The organism is Salmonella sp. 32031103-2018-00083-FB-01-SM-01, from assembly GCF_017571995.1.
Lineage (GTDB): Bacteria > Pseudomonadota > Gammaproteobacteria > Enterobacterales > Enterobacteriaceae > Salmonella > Salmonella enterica.
Window position 1 is genome coordinate 24409 of record NZ_JAGEQL010000006.1, and the last position, 22669, is coordinate 47077.

The 22669-nt window shown below is 50.5% G+C and carries 19 protein-coding genes; 12 read left to right on the forward strand and 7 right to left on the reverse strand.

Going from position 1 to position 22669, the window contains the following annotated elements; genetic code table 11:
* Positions 1–12: 12 nt before the first annotated feature.
* Positions 13–1338, reverse strand: coding sequence for an MFS transporter (locus tag J4614_RS16880; protein ID WP_000098078.1), 1326 nt, complete (start codon positions 1336–1338; stop codon positions 13–15).
* A gap of 49 nt (positions 1339–1387) precedes the next feature.
* On the opposite strand from J4614_RS16880, the gene J4614_RS16885 reads away from it, so the two are divergent.
* From J4614_RS16885 to yfaE, 5 genes are all read left to right on the forward strand, one after another.
* Positions 1388–2272: a GntR family transcriptional regulator gene (locus tag J4614_RS16885; protein ID WP_000944714.1), complete on the forward strand. Its 885-nt coding sequence runs from the start codon at positions 1388–1390 to the stop codon at positions 2270–2272.
* A gap of 82 nt (positions 2273–2354) precedes the next feature.
* Positions 2355–3083 (forward strand): bifunctional 2-polyprenyl-6-hydroxyphenol methylase/3-demethylubiquinol 3-O-methyltransferase UbiG, encoded by a 729-nt coding sequence (gene ubiG / locus J4614_RS16890; protein ID WP_001091009.1) that lies wholly within the window; start codon positions 2355–2357, stop codon positions 3081–3083.
* A 355-nt stretch (positions 3084–3438) separates the two neighbouring features.
* Positions 3439–5724 (forward strand): class 1a ribonucleoside-diphosphate reductase subunit alpha, encoded by a 2286-nt coding sequence (nrdA, locus tag J4614_RS16895; RefSeq protein ID WP_001076494.1) that lies wholly within the window; start codon positions 3439–3441, stop codon positions 5722–5724.
* A gap of 112 nt (positions 5725–5836) precedes the next feature.
* A complete protein-coding gene (gene nrdB / locus J4614_RS16900; RefSeq protein ID WP_000332033.1) occupies positions 5837–6967 on the forward strand; it encodes a class Ia ribonucleoside-diphosphate reductase subunit beta in 1131 nt (376 codons plus the stop codon).
* Positions 6967–7221, forward strand: coding sequence for a ferredoxin-like diferric-tyrosyl radical cofactor maintenance protein YfaE (gene yfaE, locus J4614_RS16905; RefSeq protein ID WP_000533921.1), 255 nt, complete (start codon positions 6967–6969; stop codon positions 7219–7221). The genes nrdB and yfaE overlap by 1 nt, the downstream gene beginning before the upstream one ends.
* A 1-nt stretch (position 7222) precedes the next feature.
* On the opposite strand, the gene J4614_RS16910 is transcribed toward yfaE, so the two are convergent.
* Positions 7223–8413, reverse strand: a complete 1191-nt coding sequence (locus J4614_RS16910; RefSeq protein WP_023214986.1) for an MFS transporter — start codon at positions 8411–8413, stop codon at positions 7223–7225.
* A gap of 161 nt (positions 8414–8574) precedes the next feature.
* Between J4614_RS16910 and J4614_RS16915 the strand changes: the two genes are divergently transcribed.
* Positions 8575–9453 carry a LysR substrate-binding domain-containing protein gene (locus J4614_RS16915; RefSeq protein ID WP_000176719.1) on the forward strand — a complete coding sequence of 293 codons (879 nt, stop codon included), beginning with the start codon at positions 8575–8577 and terminating at the stop codon, positions 9451–9453.
* Positions 9454–9568: 115 nt separating this feature from the next.
* Here the strand turns inward: J4614_RS16915 and glpQ are convergent, their stop codons facing one another.
* Both glpQ and glpT read right to left on the reverse strand, forming a co-directional pair.
* The gene (glpQ, locus tag J4614_RS16920) at positions 9569–10639 is read right to left on the reverse strand and encodes a glycerophosphodiester phosphodiesterase (RefSeq protein WP_000858943.1); all 1071 of its coding nucleotides are present in this window, start codon (positions 10637–10639) and stop codon (positions 9569–9571) included.
* 4 nt (positions 10640–10643) lie between these two features.
* Positions 10644–12002, reverse strand: coding sequence for a glycerol-3-phosphate transporter (glpT, locus tag J4614_RS16925; RefSeq protein WP_000948739.1), 1359 nt, complete (start codon positions 12000–12002; stop codon positions 10644–10646).
* 272 nt (positions 12003–12274) lie between these two features.
* Between glpT and glpA the strand changes: the two genes are divergently transcribed.
* The 4 genes from glpA (at position 12275) to sseL (ending at position 17787) form a co-directional block, all read left to right on the forward strand.
* Entirely contained in the window at positions 12275–13903 is a 1629-nt protein-coding gene (glpA, locus tag J4614_RS16930) for an anaerobic glycerol-3-phosphate dehydrogenase subunit A (RefSeq protein WP_000857205.1), read from the forward strand.
* Positions 13893–15152 (forward strand): glycerol-3-phosphate dehydrogenase subunit GlpB, encoded by a 1260-nt coding sequence (gene glpB, locus J4614_RS16935; protein WP_000667152.1) that lies wholly within the window; start codon positions 13893–13895, stop codon positions 15150–15152. Before glpA ends, glpB begins: the two co-directional genes overlap by 11 nt.
* Positions 15149–16339: an anaerobic glycerol-3-phosphate dehydrogenase subunit GlpC gene (gene glpC / locus J4614_RS16940; RefSeq protein ID WP_001285726.1), complete on the forward strand. Its 1191-nt coding sequence runs from the start codon at positions 15149–15151 to the stop codon at positions 16337–16339. Before glpB ends, glpC begins: the two co-directional genes overlap by 4 nt.
* Before the next feature lie 425 nt (positions 16340–16764).
* On the forward strand, positions 16765–17787 hold the full coding sequence (sseL, locus tag J4614_RS16945) for an SPI-2 type III secretion system effector deubiquitinase SseL (protein ID WP_080177747.1): 1023 nt from the start codon (positions 16765–16767) through the stop codon (positions 17785–17787).
* A gap of 233 nt (positions 17788–18020) precedes the next feature.
* Here the strand turns inward: sseL and J4614_RS16950 are convergent, their stop codons facing one another.
* Positions 18021–19217: a nicotinamide mononucleotide deamidase-related protein YfaY gene (locus J4614_RS16950; protein ID WP_023207568.1), complete on the reverse strand. Its 1197-nt coding sequence runs from the start codon at positions 19215–19217 to the stop codon at positions 18021–18023.
* Positions 19218–19331: 114 nt separating this feature from the next.
* Positions 19332–19874: a YfaZ family outer membrane protein gene (locus J4614_RS16955; protein ID WP_001562414.1), complete on the reverse strand. Its 543-nt coding sequence runs from the start codon at positions 19872–19874 to the stop codon at positions 19332–19334.
* A gap of 278 nt (positions 19875–20152) precedes the next feature.
* Here J4614_RS16955 and nudI point away from each other — a divergent pair, with 278 nt between their 5' ends.
* Positions 20153–20578 (forward strand): nucleoside triphosphatase NudI, encoded by a 426-nt coding sequence (nudI, locus tag J4614_RS16960; RefSeq protein ID WP_001249905.1) that lies wholly within the window; start codon positions 20153–20155, stop codon positions 20576–20578.
* A gap of 45 nt (positions 20579–20623) precedes the next feature.
* Here the strand turns inward: nudI and pmrG are convergent, their stop codons facing one another.
* A complete protein-coding gene (pmrG, locus tag J4614_RS16965; RefSeq protein WP_000879260.1) occupies positions 20624–21229 on the reverse strand; it encodes a lipopolysaccharide core heptose(II)-phosphate phosphatase PmrG in 606 nt (201 codons plus the stop codon).
* A gap of 298 nt (positions 21230–21527) precedes the next feature.
* On the opposite strand from pmrG, the gene arnB reads away from it, so the two are divergent.
* On the forward strand, positions 21528–22667 hold the full coding sequence (gene arnB, locus J4614_RS16970; RefSeq protein WP_131065774.1) for a UDP-4-amino-4-deoxy-L-arabinose aminotransferase: 1140 nt from the start codon (positions 21528–21530) through the stop codon (positions 22665–22667).
* The last annotated feature ends 2 nt before the right edge of the window (positions 22668–22669 follow it).

The window sequence follows — 22669 nt, forward strand, 5'->3', positions numbered from 1 at the left end:
TTTCTCCATTTTTCAGGTTCGTGATACAACATTTGTTTGTTGGCTTTTTTCTTTTTTCACATCAATTTTCATTAACGCCAGAACGGCTACCGCAGCGAAGCAAAGTATTGCCTCTACAATAAATATTCCTGTCGCACCATAATGAGTAGAAACGAATCCTAGTGATTTATTAATCAGGAATCCGCCAAGACTTGAACATGAGTTAATAAACGCAATGCTGATAGCCAACCCTGACGGCGACAATAATGCAGAAGGCAGCGCCCAGTAAGGTCCGTAATAGCTGAGGATCCCAACACCATAGAACGTTAGCCCCAGCATTCTCAACGACATTGAGGGGACAAGAGCAATCATCAGAAAACCACAGCCCGCCAGAAACATGGGTAATGCAGCATGCCATTTTCGTTCATTCTTTTTATCGGAATGCCAGCCCCACCAGGGCATGCTGAACATAGCGAAAATAAACGGAATACTCATGATTAAACCAACGTCAGTATCCGTAAAATCAGCTGAAAATCCCTTCACCAACCCCGGCAACCAGTAGTTTGCCGCCAGAGCAGCCGCCTGAATCAACATGTAGGCGAAAGAAAGCTGAAGCAAAACTGGATTTTTGATTACGGAAAGAAAGGATGAGTTGGTATTTTTATTTAATGCAGCTGCGGTTTCATTGTCAGTGCGTAATTTATTAACTAAGGCCGATATCTGCTGTGGCGTAAGCCATTTAGCCTTTTCTGGACTGTCAGGCAGTAAATAAAATGTCAGGATGCCAAGGAATACGGTTGGGATACCTTCAATAGCAAAAAGCCAGCGCCAGCCTTCATAATCCGGGGTATTCAAATGCTCGATGATCCAACCAGACATCGGTGCAGCCAATACCGATGCAACAGCAATAGATAACATGAAGAAACTATTGACTTTTCCGCGTTCACGAGCCGGGAACCAGCATGCAAGATAATAAACCATGCCCGGGAAAAAGCCAGCTTCAAATACCCCCAAAAAAATGCGAGCCAGCAAAATATGTTGAGTATCTTTAGCAAAAAAAATCAGCCCAGTTACCGCTCCCCAGCCGATAATAATGGAACTAATCCATTTTCTTGCGCCAAGCTTTTGCAAGCCAATGCTACTCGGAATTTGAAAGATTAAATATGATATGAAGAATATAGAAGAAATATTAGCGAAATCCTCAGGCGTAATACCAAGAGATTCATTCATGCGTAATGCAGCAAACCCAATATTGACACGATCCATATAGTTAAAAAAGTAAAGAATAAAGGCCAAAGGAATGATTTTCCTTTTTACAATACGAATTGCATCGTATAAATTTTCTTGTGGACTACTCATTTTGCATCACCTTTTATGATTCAATGAATAAGGGTATTGACCGGAATCGATGTTACGTAAAAAACAATACAATTCAAAAGCTAATGTGTCATATCTAATATATCAGCAAGCAAACTTAATGAAATATACAATAACAACAATAAAGTATGTAAATTTTCTTATATCTGATATATTAGATCCGTTAATTTTGAATAAATTAATTACAATGGAGCCGGGTTTAACCATGGAGGAGAAGAAAATGAAAAATAGATTAAAGCGTGACTTTAGTCACATATCAATTGAAATACCCAAATCCATCACCCAGGTGATTAAAGAGAAAATAAGGGAGATGATTATCCATGGCGATTTCGATCTTGGGCAAGCGATCAGTGAAAATGAACTATCAAATATTCTGATGGTAAGTAAAACACCAATTCGTGAAGCTTTTATTTGGCTGAGCTATAATGAAAACCTGGTCAACATCATTCCCCGCAGTGGGACATTTGTTTTTTCTGTCACCGACGAGGATATCAATGATCTCATCAAAATGAGAGTTATCCTTGAACAGGGCGCAATTCGTGAAGCGATGGAGAAAAATGCTAACAATGTCATAGTCGAATTAAGCAATATTTTATCGAAGTCAGCAAAAATTAATGCAGAGCGAGATACGCAAGCTTACCTCAAACTGGATCATGATTTTCATTATGTTTTTGTGAAATATGCCGATAATAAATACATTTCGCAAGCACACCTGTTGATCTCAGCACGTTTATTGGCAATTCGCTACAGACTGGATTTTACCGCTGAATATATCACCAGCTCTAACCGGGGACATGCCACTATTTTGGATATGTTAAAAAACAACAACGTCGAGGGCGTCTGTAATTTTATCACGCACCACATCGGTAGCGGTTTTACAGAACGCGCAAGAAAACTTCTTGCGCTGAAAGCGTAATAAAGACGGCAGTAGATATAACGCAGCGACTTTGCACCTGCTATACTGCCCCGATAGATCAATAGCGGAATCTCATGTACTCATGAACACTGAAAAACCGTCGGTAGCTCACAACGTTGACCATAATGAAATCGCCAAATTCGAAGCCGTCGCGTCGCGCTGGTGGGATCTGGAGGGCGAATTCAAGCCATTGCATCGCATCAACCCTCTACGCCTTGGCTACATTACTGAGCGCTCAGGCGGCCTGTTTGGTAAAAAGGTACTCGACGTCGGCTGCGGCGGCGGTATTCTGGCGGAGAGCATGGCGCGTGAAGGCGCAACCGTCACCGGGCTGGATATGGGCTTTGAGCCTTTGCAGGTCGCCAAACTGCATGCGCTGGAAAGCGGCATCGAGGTAGAGTACGTGCAGGAGACGGTTGAGGAACATGCGGCAAAACACGCTCAGCAATACGACGTCGTCACCTGTATGGAAATGCTGGAGCACGTTCCCGATCCGCAATCGGTCGTCCACGCCTGCGCCCAACTGGTTAAACCCGGCGGTGAGGTGTTCTTCTCAACGTTGAACCGCAATGGGAAATCCTGGCTGATGGCAGTCGTCGGCGCTGAGTATATTCTGCGCATGGTGCCAAAAGGCACGCACGACGTGAAGAAATTCATTAAGCCTGCTGAACTGTTAAGCTGGGTAGATGAAACCGTCCTGAAAGAGCAACATATCACCGGGCTGCACTACAACCCGATAACCAATACTTTCAAACTCGGTCCCGGAGTAGACGTTAACTACATGTTGCATACCCGCGCTAAAAAAGCCTGACATCAAAGAATTTTCCTATAAGGGTTGCGTTAGATCATCGGGCGCAACCTTTCTCTTCGATGAAGAAATCAGCATTCGATCAAATTTTGATTTTTTTTTATGAATTGTTGACATCCTCTCCAGGCCTTATCAGACGCGCATTTAGCGATTCTTACGCTTTTACAACCGCAATTTAACGCCAAAATCAACTCTTGTACTCAAAAGAATCCCTACTAGAATACTCACCATATAGCGTTTCACTTATCGATCACCCCCTATATATAGTATTTATCCACAGAGTTAGTCACAACGTGACGTTGTGGATAAGCGGGGGGATATTTTTCTTTCACGGACAGGTAAACAGGTAGAAAACCACATGAATCAGAGTCTGCTGGTGACAAAGCGTGACGGCCGTACTGAGCGCATCAATCTCGACAAAATTCATCGCGTGCTTGATTGGGCGGCAGAAGGACTGAATAACGTATCGGTTTCTCAGGTCGAGCTACGCTCGCATATTCAGTTTTATGATGGGATTAAGACCTCCGATATCCATGAAACTATCATTAAGGCCGCCGCAGACCTGATCTCTCGCGATGCGCCGGATTATCAATACCTGGCTGCGCGTCTGGCGATTTTCCACCTGCGTAAGAAAGCCTTCGGCCAGTTTGAGCCGCCCGCACTTTACCACCATGTGGTAAAAATGGTTGAGCTTGGCAAATACGACAATCATCTGCTGGAAGACTACACGGAAGAAGAGTTCAAGCAGATGGATTCGTTTATCGTTCACGATCGCGATATGACCTTCTCCTACGCTGCCGTTAAGCAGCTGGAAGGGAAATATCTGGTGCAAAACCGCGTGACCGGCGAAATCTATGAAAGCGCACAGTTCCTCTACATTCTGGTAGCGGCCTGCCTGTTCTCGAACTACCCGCGTGAAACGCGTCTTGACTATGTAAAACGTTTTTACGATGCGGTCTCTACGTTCAAAATCTCGCTGCCGACGCCCATCATGTCCGGTGTGCGTACCCCGACCCGTCAGTTCAGCTCCTGCGTACTGATCGAGTGTGGCGACAGTCTGGATTCCATCAACGCCACCTCCAGCGCTATCGTGAAATACGTTTCTCAGCGCGCCGGTATCGGCATCAACGCGGGACGCATTCGCGCGCTGGGCAGCCCGATTCGCGGCGGCGAAGCGTTCCACACCGGCTGCATCCCGTTCTACAAGCACTTCCAGACGGCGGTGAAATCCTGCTCGCAGGGCGGCGTGCGCGGCGGCGCGGCGACACTGTTCTACCCGATGTGGCATCTGGAAGTGGAAAGCCTGCTGGTGCTGAAAAACAACCGTGGCGTGGAAGGCAACCGCGTGCGTCATATGGACTACGGCGTACAGATCAACAAACTGATGTACACCCGTCTGCTGAAAGGCGGCGACATTACCCTGTTCAGCCCGTCCGACGTGCCGGGGCTGTACGACGCGTTCTTCGCCGACCAGGACGAATTCGAACGCCTGTACGTGAAATATGAAAACGACGACAGCATCCGCAAACAGCGTGTGAAAGCGGTCGAACTGTTCTCGCTGATGATGCAGGAACGCGCCTCTACCGGTCGTATCTATATCCAGAACGTTGACCACTGCAATACTCACAGTCCGTTCGATCCGGTTGTCGCCCCGGTACGCCAGTCTAACCTGTGTCTGGAGATTGCCCTGCCGACCAAACCGCTGAACGATGTCAACGATGAAAACGGCGAAATTGCGTTGTGTACGCTGTCTGCATTCAACCTGGGCGCCATTAAAACTCTGGACGAGCTGGAAGAACTGGCTATTCTGGCAGTACGCGCTTTGGATGCTCTGCTCGATTATCAGGATTACCCGATTCCGGCTGCCAAACGCGGCGCAATGGGCCGTCGTACGCTGGGCATTGGCGTGATTAACTTCGCCTACTGGCTGGCGAAAAACGGTAAACGTTATTCCGACGGCAGCGCCAATAATCTGACGCATAAAACCTTCGAAGCCATTCAATACTATCTGCTTAAAGCGTCCAACGAACTGGCGAAAGAGCAAGGCGCCTGCCCATGGTTCAACGAAACCACCTATGCAAAAGGCATTCTGCCGATCGACACCTACAAAAAAGATCTGGATGCGATCGTCAACGAACCGCTGCACTACGACTGGGAACAGCTGCGTGAATCGATCAAAACCCACGGTCTGCGTAACTCCACGCTATCGGCGCTAATGCCGTCGGAAACGTCCTCCCAGATCTCCAACGCCACTAACGGTATCGAACCACCGCGCGGCTACGTCAGCATCAAGGCCTCGAAAGACGGTATTTTGCGTCAGGTCGTGCCGGATTATGAGCATCTGAAAGACGCTTACGAACTGTTGTGGGAGATGCCGAACAACGACGGTTATCTGCAACTGGTGGGTATCATGCAGAAGTTTATCGATCAGTCTATTTCCGCCAATACCAACTACGATCCGTCACGTTTCCCGTCAGGAAAAGTGCCGATGCAGCAACTGCTGAAAGATTTGCTCACCGCGTATAAGTTTGGCGTGAAAACTCTGTACTATCAAAATACCCGCGACGGCGCGGAAGATGCGCAGGACGATTTGGCGCCTTCTATTCAGGACGATGGCTGCGAAAGCGGCGCTTGTAAGATCTGATGAATAGTGCCGGGTAGCGCTATGCTTACCCGGCCTACGATTGTACGGTTTGTAGGCCGGATAAGGCGCTTGCGCCGCCATCCGGCGCTCATCCCATAAAGGATTCACTTCAATGGCATACACCACTTTTTCACAGACGAAAAACGATCAGCTCAAGGAACCCATGTTCTTTGGCCAGCCGGTCAACGTTGCACGCTATGACCAGCAGAAATATGACATCTTCGAAAAACTGATCGAAAAACAGCTCTCTTTCTTCTGGCGTCCGGAAGAGGTCGACGTCTCCCGCGATCGTATCGATTATCAGGCGTTGCCGGAGCACGAAAAACATATCTTCATCAGCAACCTCAAATACCAGACGCTGCTGGATTCCATTCAGGGACGTAGCCCGAACGTCGCCCTGCTGCCGCTCATTTCCATCCCGGAGCTGGAGACGTGGGTAGAGACCTGGGCGTTTTCTGAGACGATTCACTCACGATCCTACACCCACATTATTCGTAACATCGTCAACGATCCGGCGGTCGTGTTTGACGATATCGTGACCAATGAGCAAATTCAGAAGCGCGCCGAAGGTATCTCCGCCTACTACGACGGACTTATTGAGATGACCAGTTACTGGCATCTGCTCGGTGAAGGCACCCATACCGTTAATGGCAAAACGGTTGTCGTGAATCTGCGTGAGCTGAAGAAAAAACTGTATCTGTGCCTGATGAGCGTGAACGCGCTGGAAGCCATCCGCTTCTACGTCAGCTTCGCCTGCTCTTTCGCATTTGCCGAGCGTGAACTGATGGAAGGCAACGCCAAAATTATCCGTCTGATCGCCCGTGACGAAGCTCTGCATCTGACCGGCACGCAACATATGCTGAACCTGTTGCGTAGCGGCGTGGACGACCCGGAGATGGCGGAAATCGCCGAAGAGTGTAAACAGGAATGTTATGACCTGTTCGTGCAGGCGGCGCAGCAGGAAAAAGAGTGGGCGGACTATCTGTTCCGCGACGGTTCGATGATCGGCCTGAATAAAGATATCCTGTGTCAATACGTTGAATATATTACTAATATTCGTATGCAGGCGGTAGGGCTGGATCTGCCGTTCCAGACCCGCTCCAACCCAATCCCGTGGATCAATACCTGGCTGGTGTCCGATAACGTTCAGGTCGCGCCACAGGAAGTGGAAGTTAGCTCTTATCTGGTCGGACAAATCGATTCGGAAGTCGATACCGACGATCTGAGTAATTTCCAGCTCTGATGGGACGCGTCACGCTGCGTATCACTGGCACACAGCTGCTGTGCCAGGATGAACACCCTTCTCTGCTGGCCGCGCTGGAATCGCATAACGTTGAGGTGGAGTATCAGTGCCGCGAAGGTTATTGCGGCTCCTGTCGAACCCGGCTGGTTGCCGGTCAGGTTGACTGGATTACGGAACCTTTAGCGTTTATCCAGCCGGGAGAGATTTTGCCCTGCTGCTGCAGGGCAAAAGGCGATATCGAAATCGAGATGTAACTCAGTGCAACTCGCTGGTGGAAACCAAAGGCATCACGCCACGTTTTTTCATCTGCACGGCATACAGTGCGCCAGCGAGTACCACCAGCACCGCGCCAGCGACATAAATCATACGATAGCCAACCGACTCAACCATCATTCCCATGATAAAGGCGCCAATCGCCATTCCGGCATCCATCGCGTTAAAGAACAGTGAATTCGCCACGCCGATTTTATGCGGTTCAACCGAGCTGATAATTTGCGTCTGGAAAACCGGCGTGACCGAACCGTAGCCGATACCGATTAGACCGCCGGAAATAATCATCATGATGCTGCCATTGGTGTAGCCCAGCGCCACCAGACCGATGGTAAAAGCCAACAGGCATGGGAAAACAACATATTTCGGCCCTTTTTTATCACAAATATTCCCGGTGAAGGTACGGCATATCATCAGGAAAATCGCGTAGCACAGCAGGAAATTACTGGCCGCCGCCATTAAATCCAGCTCACGCGCATACAGCGCCAGGAAAGCCGACACGCCGGCATAGGAGAAAGTCATAAAAAAGGTGACCAGCGCAAAAGGCAAGGCGGCGCGGTCAAACATCGCGGCAAAACCCAGATTCGGTTTCGAACCATCGGCATGACGAATTACCGGAGGGACCGTCACAATCAGGGAAAGCACAATCCCTAACGCCGCTACAGCGGAACAAAGCCAGAATGCGGCAGTGAACGCGTTCCAGCGGGCCATATTCAAACCGATCCACGGTCCTACGACCATCGCCAGGCCCATCGCTAAAGAGAAAAAGCTGATGCCCTCTCCACGTCGGGAGGCCGGAATTAACCGCGCTGAAATAGTTCCTTTTACCGTGGTAATAATACCAAACGTAATCCCATGAAGTACGCGGATAAAGAGCAGCGACTCGATAGAATGGCAAACCGGATACAGCGCGGTAATCACCAAAAAAGCCAGAGAAGAGAGCACCAGAATCTTTTTATTCGAATATTTTCCCACCCACTGTCCGGCAAATGGCCGAATAACAATTGCCGCGGCCAGGAAACATGTCACTAACAGCCCGGCCTTATCTGCAGAAGCATGCAGGCGGTCAGCGATATAAATGGGTAATAAAGTTAGCAGTACATAAAAAACAAAAAAGATAATAAAACTGACTATGGTGATTGCCCAAAAATCCTTCGTCCATAATTTTTCTTTCATTCTTAACGACCCGTTCAGATGGCGCACGCAGGCAACGCTCAGCTCAACTGAACACCTATCAGGTGCGTCAAAATGTGATGTATTCGATAGAATCACAGTATAAACAAGTGCACTCTATTAGAAAAATTAATCGTTTTAATTATATTGATTAGGTTTTACTAATGACGCTAACCCAAATCCACGCCCTGCTTGCCGTACTGGAGTACGGCGGATTTACCGAAGCCAGCAAACGGCTATACATGACGCAATCCGCCGTCAGCCAGGCCATCTCCGCGCTTGAGGAGGAGCTCGGCGTTGACATATTGATTCGTGAGCGTCGTAAAGAGATTGAGCTTACCGCCGCCGGTAGCCGCATCGTCAGGCACTTACGCGCGATCCAGCGCGACGTCAACGCGGTAAAAGAGATTGCCGAACAAGAAAAAAAGAACCCGGCCCGTACGCTACGGATTGGCTGTTTTCCCAGCGCCTGCGCCTGCATTTTACCCGGCGTCATTCGCTATTTTGAAAGCCATCATCCAAATGTAAAAATTATCCCCTATGAAGAGAACAGTACGGCTATTATTGATTCGCTGCAGGACGGAAGTATTGATGCCGGTTTCGTTCCTTTTCCGGTCAACGGTATGTATTGCGTCCCCATTTACCGGGATAAATTCACCGTAGTGGTGCCTGAAAATCATCCCCTGGCGGCCAATAGTACAGTAACGGTTGAAGAACTGATGGACGAACCCCTTATTGTCAGTAAAGGTCGTTATGAATTAAGCATTATGGCGTTGTTTAAAGAAAAGGGTATTGAGCCGATATTTAAATATGAATTTAACCATCCCGATACTGCGCTGAATTTTATTCGCCAGGGATTAGGTATCGCCTTATTGCCAGAATTAACCTTAAAAGCCACGACAGGAAAATTATGTTCCGTGGCGCTGGAACCCACCTTTTATCGACAAATTTCCCTGTTAGCAAAAGAACCGCCAGTAGAAGGAAGCCCGCTATTTTTATTACAAAAATGTATGGAAACACTGACCGATGAGGGGTTGCTATAAAACAACACCGCCTGATGGCATTGCGTTTACCAGACTTACGCTGGCAAACGTTGCGCCAGGCCGGATGAGGCGTTTATGGCCTCATCCGGCGCGTCACTTCGACTATGGCAAACCTTTAGTCATTTTTTTGCAGGAACATGACCGCCTTATCCGGGAAGTCAGTGAACAGCCCGTCGACGCCCGCCTTGTTATACAGGATGTCGTACAACTGATTGACGTCTGTGGCATAGTCCGGCAATTGATCGGCACGCACAGTGTAAGGATGCACTACCATCTTATTCTGATGCGCGTCTTGCACCATTCCAGTCAGCTTGATATTCCCTTTCGTTGAGCCTTCCGCGACCAGCATATGGTAATCCGGACCAATACCGTCCGCATATTCCGCCACCTGCTTCATAGCGCCCGGCTTAAACATCCAGTCGTAGTTGTAATTTACCCAACGACCGTCCGGCTGTTTCTGCTGTGTTTCATTCCAGTCGGTATACGCAATAAGTTGAACCAGATTGAGATCCATCCCCATTTTGGGTTCCAGTTCATTCTTAATACGTTTCAGCTCAGCGACATCAAAACACTGCAAATAGACATTGTCCTGCTTGCCGGTGTAACCATACTTCTTCAGCACTTCCAGCGTTTTCGCGGCAATATCTTTCCCTTCCTGATGATGGAACCACGGCGCTTTAATTTCCGGATAAATACCGATATTTTTACCGGTAGAGTGATTTAATCCCTGAACGAATTCAATTTCCTCTTCAAAGGTATGAATGCGGAAATCAGATTTTCCCATCGGGAAACGGCCCGGATAAGTTTGTACTTTTTTGCCGTTTTCAATATCAAACCCTTCGGTAAACTTCAGGGATTTAATTTCATCCAGCGTAAAATCGATAGCGTAATAGCGCCCATCTTTACGCGCCCGGTCCGGAAAACGGTCAGCGACGTCAGTCACCCGGTCAAGGTAGTGGTCATGGAGGACGACCAGATGGTCGTCCTTTGTCATCACTAAATCTTGTTCCAGATAATCTGCCCCTTGCGCATACGCCATCGCTTTCGCCGGTAGCGTATGCTCCGGCAGATAACCGCTGGCGCCACGGTGGGCGATAACGACTTTTTCAGCCGCCACGGCACAGCTTCCGATGGCCATTCCTGCCAACATCAACGCCACGCTAAGGTTTTTCAGTGTGGTTTTCATGTTATTAGCCTCCGTTGCGTTTTAACTGCAGCTCATCATGATGGCGTTTTTCGCCAATCATCACGACCACCAGCAGGATTACCGCCAGAATGCTGCCGCCAATCATCACCATAAAGCCGCCATCCCAACCGAAGAAGTCAACGGTATAACCCACAATGGCGCTTGCAGCGACAGAACCGCCCAGGTAACCAAACAGACCGGTGAAGCCCGCCGCCGTACCCGCCGCTTTTTTCGGCGCCAGTTCCAGCGCGTGCAGACCGATCAACATTACCGGGCCGTAGATCAGGAAGCCGATGATAATCATACAAGCCATATCAACGTTCGGGTTTCCTGCCGGGTTCATCCAGTAAACGATGGTCGCGATAGTCACCAGGGTCATAAAGAACACGCCCGTCGCACCGCGGTTGCCGCGGAAGACTTTATCCGACATCCAGCCACACAGCAGCGTGCCCGGAATACCCGCGTATTCATACAGGAAATATGCCCAGGAAGATTTATCCAGTGCGAAATGCTTCACTTCTTTCAGGTAGGTCGGCGACCAGTCGAGGATGCCGTAGCGCAACAGATAAACAAACACGTTGGCGATGGCGATGTACCACAACAGTTTGTTTGGCAGTACGTACTGCATGAAGATCTGCTTCGCAGTCAGCTCTTCTTCCGCTTTTTCGTTGTAGTCATCCGGATAGTCGTTTTTATACTCTTCGATAGGCGGCAGACCGCAGGATTGCGGCGTATCGCGCATCATTGCGAAAGCGAACAGCGCCACCACAATCGCGCCAAAGGCTGGCATATAGAGCGCCGCTTTCCAGTCGTTAAACCACGCCATCCCCAGCAGGAACAGCAGTGGCGGGATCCCGCCGCCGACGTTATGCGCACAGTTCCAGACCGACACAATGCCGCCGCGCTCTTTCTGCGACCACCAGTGAACCATCGTACGTCCGCACGGCGGCCACCCCATCCCCTGGAACCAGCCGCAAAGGAACAACAGTACAAACATCACGGCGATGCTGGATGTCGCCCACGGTACAAAGCCCATAAACAACATGACTGCTGCGGCCAGAATCAACCCTGCCGGCAGAAAAACGCGCGGATTCGAGCGATCGGACACCGAACCCATTATAAATTTCGAAAAACCATAAGCGATGGAAATCCCGGACAGCGCAAAGCCCAGATCGCCGCGTGAAAAACCCTGTTCTACCAGGTAGGGCATCGCGAGGGCAAAGTTCTTGCGCACCAGATAATACGCAGCATAGCCAAAGAATATCCCCAGGAAAATCTGCCAGCGTAATCGGCGATAGGTCGGATCAATCTCCGCCGCTGGCAAGCGCGCTTTATGCGGCGCTGGTTTAAAAATACTCAACATATCGTAGCCTCCGTGGCCCATATTTTATTTAGAGGTAAACACCGCAGTTCGTTCAAACAACCCCGCTGCTCCCAGTGTGGCCGCGATGTTAAGTAAAGATACGTCACGTTAATGTGAATTACAGCACATATTGTTACAGATTTATGACTAATGTTCAGAAAGGCGCACGAAATCACGTTTCATTTTCGAATAGTGAGCGTTTATGCGCGAAATCAAACATTCCATATGATTTGTATGGCTAAATGATAAAAAACGAACTGTGAGGAAAAACAATGAAAACTCGCGACTCGCAAGCAAGTGACGTGATTATCATTGGCGGTGGAGCAACAGGCGCAGGGATCGCCCGCGACTGCGCGCTGCGCGGTTTACGTGTCATTCTGGTGGAGCGGCATGATATAGCGACCGGCGCAACCGGGCGTAACCACGGGCTGCTGCACAGCGGCGCTCGTTATGCGGTTACCGATGCGGAATCCGCGCGCGAGTGCATTAGTGAAAATCAGATTTTAAAACGGATCGCCCGCCATTGCGTCGAACCGACGGATGGTCTGTTTATTACGTTGCCGGAAGATGATCTTGCGTTTCAGGCCACCTTTATTCGCGCCTGTGAAGCGGCAGGCATTCGCGCTGAAGCCATCGATCCGCAGCAGGCTCGCATCATCGAACCTTCCGTTAACCCTGCGCTCATCGGTGCGGTAAAAGTGCCGGATGGCACCGTGGACCCTTTCCGCCTTACCGCCGCCAATATGCTGGATGCCAGAGAACATGGCGCAATCGTGTTAACGGCGCATGAAGTGACCGGGCTCATTCGTGAAGGCGCAACGGTCTGCGGCGTCCATGTGCGCAACCATCTCACTGGCGAAACCCAGACGCTTCACGCGCCGGTGGTGGTCAATGCGGCAGGTATCTGGGGGCAACGGATCGCCGAATACGCCGACCTGAGTATTCGCATGTTCCCGGCGAAAGGCTCGCTGTTGATCATGGACCATCGGATCAACCAGCATGTCATTAACCGCTGCCGGAAACCATCGGATGCCGACATTCTGGTACCTGGCGATACGATTTCACTGATCGGCACCACCTCTACCCATATTGATTACAATGAGATAGACAGCAACCGCGTCACCGCAGATGAAGTCGATATCCTGCTGCGTGAAGGGGAAAAACTGGCCCCTGTCATGGCGAAGACGCGTATTCTGCGCGCGTATTCCGGCGTCCGCCCGCTGGTGGCCAGCGATGACGATCCCAGCGGTCGTAACGTCAGCCGCGGTATTGTGTTGTTCGACCACGCCGAACGCGACGGGCTTGATGGCTTCATTACCATTACCGGCGGGAAGCTAATGACGTACCGCCTGATGGCGGAATGGGCGACCGACGCCGTGTGCCGCAAGTTGGGCAATACTCGCCCCTGCATCACGGCGGATACGCCGTTGCCTGGCTCAAAAGAGTCTACGGAACATACGCTGAAACGCATTATCTCGCTTCCCGCGCCGCTACGCGGATCGGCGGTTTATCGGCATGGCGATCGCACGCCGGGGTGGCTGAGCGAAGGCCGCCAACACCGTAGCCTGGTCTGTGAATGCGAGGCCGTCACGGCGGGAGAAGTGCAGTATGCCGTCGAAAACTTAACCGTGAATAGCCTGCTGGATCTGCGTCGTCGCACCCGCGTAGGGATGGGCACTTGCCAGGGCGAGCTGTGCGCCTGCCGCGCGGCCGGGCTATTGCAGCGTTTTAATGTGACGACCGCGGCGCAATCTATTACGCAACTCTCTGAATTTCTGAATGAGCGCTGGAAAGGCGTACAACCTGTCGCCTGGGGAGACGCGCTGCGCGAAAGCGAATTCACGCGCTGGGTTTATCAGGGATTATGCGGTCTGGAGAAGGAGCACCAGGATGAAATTTGATACGGTTATTATGGGCGGCGGTCTCGCCGGTTTGCTGTGCGGACTGCAACTCCAGCAGCATGGATTACGCTGCGCCATCGTCACCCGCGGACAAAGCGCACTGCATTTTTCCTCCGGCTCGCTGGATCTACTCAGCGCCCTGCCCGACGGCCAACCGGTGACCGACATTACCGCCGGGCTTGATGCGCTGCGCCGCCAGGCACCTGAACATCCTTATTCACGTTTGGGCGCGCAAAAAGTCCTTACGCTGGCGCAACAGGCGCAAACGCTACTTAACGCCAGCGGCGCGCAGTTATACGGCGACGTACAGCAGGCGCACCAGCGTGTCACGCCGCTTGGCACATTGCGTTCAACCTGGCTTAGCTCGCCGGAAGTACCGGTCTGGCCGTTATCCGCACAGCGAATTTGCGTCGTCGGCGTTAGCGGATTACTGGATTTCCAGGCGCACCTTGCGGCAGCGTCGCTGCGTCAACGCGATCTCAACGTGGAAACCGCAGAAATCGACCTTCCGGAACTGGACGTACTGCGTGATAACCCGACGGAATTTCGCGCGGTCAATATTGCGCGTCTGCTTGATAACGAAGAAAAATGGCCGCTGCTGTACGACGCGCTGTCGCCAATAGCGACAAACTGCGACATGATCATCATGCCCGCCTGTTTCGGGCTGGCGAACGATACGCTGTGGCGCTGGCTTAACGAACGTCTGCCCTGCGCGCTCACGCTGCTGCCGACGCTGCCGCCATCGGTGCTCGGTATTCGTCTGCACAATCAGCTCCAGCGCCAGTTTGTCCGTCAGGGCGGCATCTGGATGCCGGGCGATGAAGTGAAGAAAGTCACCTGCCGTCGCGGTACCGTGAGCGAAATATGGACCCGCAACCATGCCGATATCCCACTGCGCCCGCGTTTTGCCGTACTTGCCAGCGGTAGCTTCTTTAGTAGCGGTCTGGTTGCCGAGCGTGAAGGGATCCGCGAACCTATTTTAGGGCTCGACGTACAGCAAACGGCCACCCGCGCCGAATGGTATCAACAACATTTCTTCGACCCACAGCCCTGGCAGCAGTTTGGCGTCGTGACGGATGACGCTTTCCGCCCCTCCCTTGCGGGCAACACGGTAGAAAATCTGTATGCAATAGGTTCTGTGCTGGCGGGATTCGATCCTATAGCTGAGGGATGCGGCGGCGGCGTCTGCGCAGTCAGCGCCCTCCAGGCCGCGCACCATATCGCTGAGCGTGCAGGAGAACAGCAATGAGCGACACACGTTTTGAAAGTTGTATTAAATGTACGGTGTGCACCACCGCGTGCCCGGTCAGCCGCGTTAATCCTGGCTACCCTGGCCCTAAACAGGCCGGACCGGATGGCGAACGCCTGCGTCTGAAAGACGGCGCGCTGTATGATGAGGCGCTGAAATATTGCATTAACTGCAAACGGTGTGAGGTCGCCTGTCCGTCGGACGTGAAGATTGGCGATATCATCCAGCGCGCCCGCGCGAAATACGATACGACGCGCCCGTCATTGCGTAACTTTATTCTCAGCCATACCGATCTGATGGGCAGCGTTTCAACGCCGTTCGCGCCGGTGGTCAATACCGCCACCGCATTAAAGCCAGTGCGCCAGTTGCTTGATTACGCGCTCAAAATCGATCATCGCCGCACCTTACCAAAATACTCTTTCGGCACCTTCCGCCGCTGGTATCGTAGCGTGGCAGCGCAGCAGGCTAAATACAAAGATCAGGTCGCCTTTTTCCATGGCTGTTTTGTGAATTACAACCATCCGCAGCTCGGAAAAGATCTGATTAAGGTGCTGAACGCAATGGGTACCGGCGTACAGCTACTGAGTAAAGAAAAGTGTTGCGGCGTACCGCTGATCGCTAACGGTTTTACGGATAAAGCTCGCAAGCAGGCTATCAGCAATGTGGAGTCGCTACGCGAGGCGATTGCCGTCAAAGGTATTCCGGTCATCGCCACGTCATCCACCTGTACGTTTGCGTTGCGCGATGAATATCCTGAAGTGCTGGACGTGGACAACGCCGGGCTGCGCGAACATATCGAGCTGGCCACCCGCTGGCTATGGCGCAAACTGGATGCCGGGAAAACGCTGCCGCTTAATCCTTTGCCGCTGAAAGTGGTCTACCATACGCCGTGTCATATGGAAAAAATGGGCTGGACGCTTTACACGCTTGAACTGTTGCGGCAAATTCCGGGGCTTGAATTGACGGTACTTGATTCACAGTGCTGCGGCATTGCCGGTACGTATGGATTTAAAAAGGAAAACTATCCGACATCACAGTCCATCGGCGCGCCGCTGTTCCGCCAGATTGAAGAGAGCGGCGCCGACATTGTCGTCACCGATTGTGAAACCTGTAAGTGGCAAATTGAGATGTCTACAAGCAAACGCTGCGAACATCCCATTACGCTACTGGCCCAGGCGCTCGGCTAAGTAAAAAGCGCCGGAGCCCCTCCGGCGCCATTACCCTGATAACCGGGACCGATTTTCCATCAGACATATACCCTTCATACTTCAAGTTGCTTATGTGTTGGCTACGGATTATTTTGGGTATAAACGCGGATGTCTCTTTGCAATAACCTGCCCTATTTGGTTAACCATGACCGCTAACCCACGGTGGCATGACAGATAACGACGTTACTGTTTATAGAGCAATATCTCTTGTATCGACGCACTACCAGCCTCCTTTAAAGAGGGGGATAACTGAATATCTCCAATAATAATTGAGTGCTATGTGAATAATAATAAAATCAGGTCTATGCCTGATTTAATATATCCCCCACTAACAATAATATTTTTACAAATAATTATAAATTACATCATATTCGCTACTTTCACCTACCAGGAAACAGAGCAAAATGAATATATGTGTAAATTCACTTTACCGATTGAGCATACCGCAATTTCAAAGCTTATATGCAGAAGAGGTGAGCGATGAGACGCTTGCGTTGTTGTTTAGCGCCGTAGAGAACGGTGATCAGAATTGTATTGATCTGTTATGCAATCTTGCGTTACGCAACGATGACCTGGGACATAGAGTTGAGAAATTTCTTTTTGATCTCTTTAGCGGAAAAAGATCGGGATCACCAGATATAGACAAAAAAATCAATCAGGCTTGCCTTGTATTACATCAAATCGCCAATAACGATATAACAAAAGATAATACTGAGTGGAAAAAGCTACATTCCCCTTCCAGATTACTTTATATGGCCGGTTCCGCGACAAGCGACCTTTCTAAAAAAATAGGAATAGCACATAAAATTATGGGCGACCAGTTCGCTCAGACAGATCAAGAACAGGTGGGAGTTGAAAATCTTTGGTGTAATGCGCGAATGATGTCGTCAGATGAGCTGGCAGCTGCAACGCAAGGTCTGGTTCAAGAATCACCTTTTCTCTCGGTAAACTATCCTATTGGGCTTATTCATCCTACCACCAAAGAAAATATATTACGCACTCAGCTACTTGAAAAGATGGCTCAATCAGGATTATCTGAAAATGAAGTCTTTCTGATAAATACAGGAGATCACTGGCTTCTCTGTTTATTTTACAAACTTGCAGAAAAAATAAAATGCCTTATATTTAACAGTTATCATGATTTAAATGAAAATACTAAGCAAGAGATTATAGAAGCAGCAAAGATTGCAGGTATATCAGAAAGCGATGAGGTTAATTTTATCGAAATTAATTTACAGAATAATGTACCCAACGGCTGTGGCCTATTTTGTTACCATGCAATTCAACTCTTATCGAATGCCGGACAAAACGATCCTGTTACCACACTACGAGAATTTGCGGAAAATTTCTTAACGCTTCCAGTAGAGGAACAAACACTATTTAACACCCAAACCCGGCGACAAATATATGAATACAGTCTCCAGTAATGGTGAGTACTTAGAGCCTATCCCATTAGGCTATTTTATTCGCCATTTTGGGACCGGGCAGTACTCAAAATCCTCACGTACTACGTGTACGCTCCGGTTTCTGCGCGCTGGCCGGCCCCAAACTGGCTTCAACAATTACGCCTGGTGGGATAAGCTCTTATCCTGAAATGATGCCCTGCGAAGAATTTATAAGTATATAAGGGTGGGAAGGCCAGGCCTTCCCACTAAAAGTTCTATGCCGTCAATGATTCAACCACGTCTATCCAGCCATGCTCGCTGGTAATGTCCTCGCCATTAAGCCAGCGGCGCAGCATATTTAGCGCCATCATCGCGCAGACCTCCTGACGTATTGCCAGACTATACCGATTGGCGCTAAAACGCACGCGTAAGGCATACGTGCCATCCGGCGTCGCCAGCGCGAAATTAAGATGTTCGTTTTCCAGCCCCGACACGGCCAGCGCCAGACCGGCATAATGATTGCTGCGCCGTTCTGTCGTCCAGTGCGCCGTTTGCGCCAGCGTCTCTTCCTGAGAAGGAACGACTTCGCTGGCGAGAACCGGCGCCCCGGCGCGGGAAAGCTGTAGCGCCAGTAAGCCGCTGGTGTATTGCTCGCTCAACGTCAGACTCAACTGCCTTTCCTGCAGGCGGCGGGCTATTTGCGCCGGCAGGTTTTCCGTACCTTCAAAAATCAGGTTCTGCCCGGCAACCCGTTTGACCTCTGGCCATAACGCCAGCATCGCCTCCCGTTGCGTCGCCGGGCCGGTTAACTTCAGTTCAATGATAGGCATTGATGAGCGATACCCCATCGTCACGCCGGGCGGCAACGGCAGTGCGTCGAGACGCTGCGCCAGGTCGCTTTCTGAACGTCCAAAAGTCGTTAACCGCAGGCAAAGCGGCGGCTCCGGCAGCGAAAAACGCGCGCGTAACCGCGGTAAGATTTCCTTCTCCACCATAACCTTAAATTCAGACGGTACGCCGGGGGTGAAAAACATCAGGCAGCGGTTGAGCTGTAGCGCAAATCCACAGGCAGTGCCGACCGGATTATTAATAAACTCCGCGCTGGCAGGCAGTTCCGCCTGTTTACGGTTGCTCGGCGCCATCACACGACCGCGCTGCTGAAAATAACGTTCCATTTCGGTCAGCCACGCCTGGTGCAGTACTAATCCTTCGCCTTTTGCCGTTGCCGCGGCGAGCGCGCTTAAATCATCGCTGGTCGGCCCTAACCCGCCATTAACAATCAAAACATCAGCATGTTGACTGCGTTCACGCAAGATAGCGACCAGACTGTCCAGGTTATCGCCTACCGTATTTCGCCGTGATAACGGAACGCCCTGATGAAAGAAAAAATCAGCCAGCCAGGCGGCATTGGTGTCAACGATTTGTCCGTGCAACACCTCATCCCCGGTGGATAGCATTTCCACATTTAGCATTGTGTTCTCCTGCTCTTATGATGAAAACACTATAACGCAAAGACGAATATGACGTGGAAAGAAGAATGACGGGAAAAGGAGGAATATGGCGCGACGATTGCCGCGCCGTTAGCATCAAAAGCTGGCGTTTACGCCAACATAAGGGCCGTCAGCAATCGCATTGTCGCGGTTGCCGTCTTTACCCGCCAGGTTCAGGTAACGATAACCGGCTTCAATGCTCAGCGGGCGCATAATGGTGAAACGCGCGCCTGCATTCGCTTCTTCATAACTTTCGATACCGCTGGACAGCGAATCTGGTGAATAATAATACTCGCCGAACAGACGGAAGCTGTCGCCGATTTTCCATTGTAACCCACCGCCGACAGCCGCCGCATAGCCTTCATCACTGTCTTTCGGATTGGTATAAATACCTTTACCGCCGACCGTCGCCAGCAGCGGTCCCACCGGAATGTTCAGCCCCAGACCCACGCCCGCAGCATCGCCATCATCATCGTTGTGCATCCAGTTACCGCTTAGCGCCAGTCCCGTCGATTCCGTACCAAAACCCACGCCAATGTTGGTGTAATCTTCGCCCGCCTGGCCGCTAATACTGATAGCCTGCGCCGATGCAGAAACGAACAGCATTCCGGCAAAACCTAATAATATGCTTTTTTTCATTTTTACCCTTTCCAGCAAGCACATAAAGAAAAACTCCCCAAAACGGCAGAATTGTACTGCCAGACGCTGAGGAATCAATGCACTAAGAAACCATTCCAAAAACATATTGTAACGAAATACTACTTTCGCCATGACGCATCATTGCGCCATCACATGGCGACGCCTGCATCAACAAAATTAACCAAAAACGCAGTCTGCGTTATCGCTTCCATTTTTCACAAAGAATTTCGCAGAATGATTTGTTAAGCTGATGACCTGGTGGTTTAAGGAAGCGACTTATGCGTCAACGAACTATAGTTTGCCCATTAATTCAAAATGATGGCTGTTATCTGCTGTGCAAAATGGCCGACAACCGCGGCGTCTTTCCCGGTCAGTGGGCGCTGTCGGGCGGTGGGGTCGAGCCAGGCGAACGCATTGAAGAGGCGCTGCGTCGGGAGGTTCGGGAAGAACTCGGCGAACAACTGATTCTGAGCGATATTACGCCATGGACCTTCCGCGACGATATCCGTGTTAAAACGTACGCTGATGGCAGACAAGAAGAGATTTATATGATTTATCTCATCTTCGACTGTGTTTCCGCTAATCGCGATATATGTATTAACGATGAATTTCAGGACTACGCCTGGGTCAAGCCAGAAGAACTGGCGCTGTATGATTTGAATGTAGCGACACGCCACACATTAGCATTGAAAGGGTTATTATAATGACGACAGCCGCTTCAGGCTGTCTTTACGCTTTTAACATGCCGGCTAGCCGGGAACAAATTCACCATCTAAAAAGAGTTTTCCGTTTTCCGCATGCATAACGAGCGCATCAAGATAGTCCGGATCAAACTTTACGCCGCGCTTATTTTTTGCAATATACGTCAAACAATGATTATGGGTAAAAATGACTATATTTTTATTCTGCGACTTTTTCAGTAACGTATTGATTGAAGCATAAATACCGCTGCCGCAATCCATCATTTTTTTATCCACCGTAAGCGACCTGCCCGCAGAAAACCAGGTTGCCGACTGGATGGTGCGCACCGTATTACTGGAATAGAGATTGTAATTTTGTATATCGGCACTGAAGGCTTTACCCAGCGCTCTGGCGTCTTGCGCACCGTTGACCGTAATCCCCGTGCTGTCTGACAGGCAGGTATTATCGGAACGATCGCACCGCTCGGCATGGCGGAATAACACTACTACCGGATGCTGCTTCGCCAGCGCCGCCAGCGCTTTACCGTTAATCTGCGGTAGACCGTTACCACTCCAGGCATGTTGTGAGATCAACCCGGCGATAATAACCAACGCCCCCGCCAGAGTCGCGCGATAGCGTTTGTTTTTAATAAAGCGTAGGGTAAATGCCAGCACATTAACCTCTCAGGCAAACAGTGCAGCTAACTTAATAGCAATACGATTAAAATGAAATCCCGCGACGGAAGACCAGACCAGAAACATAAAAACAGCTTTTGGGCATGCATAAAATGCCTTAAACTTTCGGCGAAAGCAAAGCATAATTCCATTAAAAATTATCTTTTTACTTCACCTTAATTTCTTAATGTTAATTTAATATTCATCCAGTAGGGTTCAGTTAAATGCGTTAAAAAATAAGCCCTTTTCTATTCCCGAAATATTTGAAAAGCGGCTTTCAATGGCTGAAGGAAAAATGATGTCGGACTTTTTGCCTTTCTCTCGTCCGGCGATGGGCGCGGAAGAGCTCGCTGCCGTTAAGACCGTACTGGACTCAGGTTGGATAACAACCGGCCCGAAAAATCAGGAACTGGAAGCGGAGTTTTGTCGGCTAACAGGCAATCAATATGCCGTTGCCGTCAGTTCAGCCACTGCCGGTATGCACATCGCGTTGATGGCGCTGGGCATTGGTGAAGGCGACGAGGTCATTACACCGTCAATGACGTGGGTTTCTACGCTAAATATGATCGTTTTACTCGGCGCGAACCCCGTCATGGTCGATGTCGATCGCGATACGCTGATGGTCACGCCTGAACATATTGAAGCCGCGATTACGCCACAAACCAAAGCAATTATCCCCGTCCACTACGCTGGCGCGCCCGCCGATCTGGACGCTATTTACGCTCTTGGCGAGCGTTATGGCATTCCGGTGATTGAAGACGCGGCGCACGCGACAGGAACCAGCTACAAAGGTCGCCACATTGGCGCCCGGGGCACCGCGATTTTCTCCTTCCACGCCATTAAGAACATTACCTGCGCTGAAGGCGGTATCGTCGTCACGGATAACCCGCAATTCGCCGATAAACTGCGCAGTCTCAAGTTTCACGGGCTTGGCGTTGATGCCTGGGATCGACAGAGCGGAGGACGCGCGCCACAAGCGGAAGTCCTGGCGCCGGGCTACAAATATAATTTGCCCGACCTCAACGCCGCTATCGCGCTTGCCCAGTTACAGAAACTGGATGCGCTTAACGCTCGCCGCGCCGCCATCGCAGCGCAGTACCACCAGGCAATGGCAGACCTGCCTTTTCAGCCTCTGAGCCTTCCGTCGTGGGAGCATATTCACGCCTGGCATTTATTCATTATCCGGGTCGATGAAGCCCGCTGCGGTATTACCCGGGATGCTCTGATGGCATCGCTGAAAACGAAAGGCATCGGCACAGGGCTGCATTTCCGCGCCGCGCATACGCAAAAATATTATCGCGAACGTTTCCCAACGCTCACGCTGCCTGACACCGAGTGGAACAGCGAGCGGATCTGCTCACTGCCGCTCTTCCCGGACATGACCGAGAGTGACTTTGATCGGGTCATTACCACCCTTCATCAGATAGCAGGACAATAAGC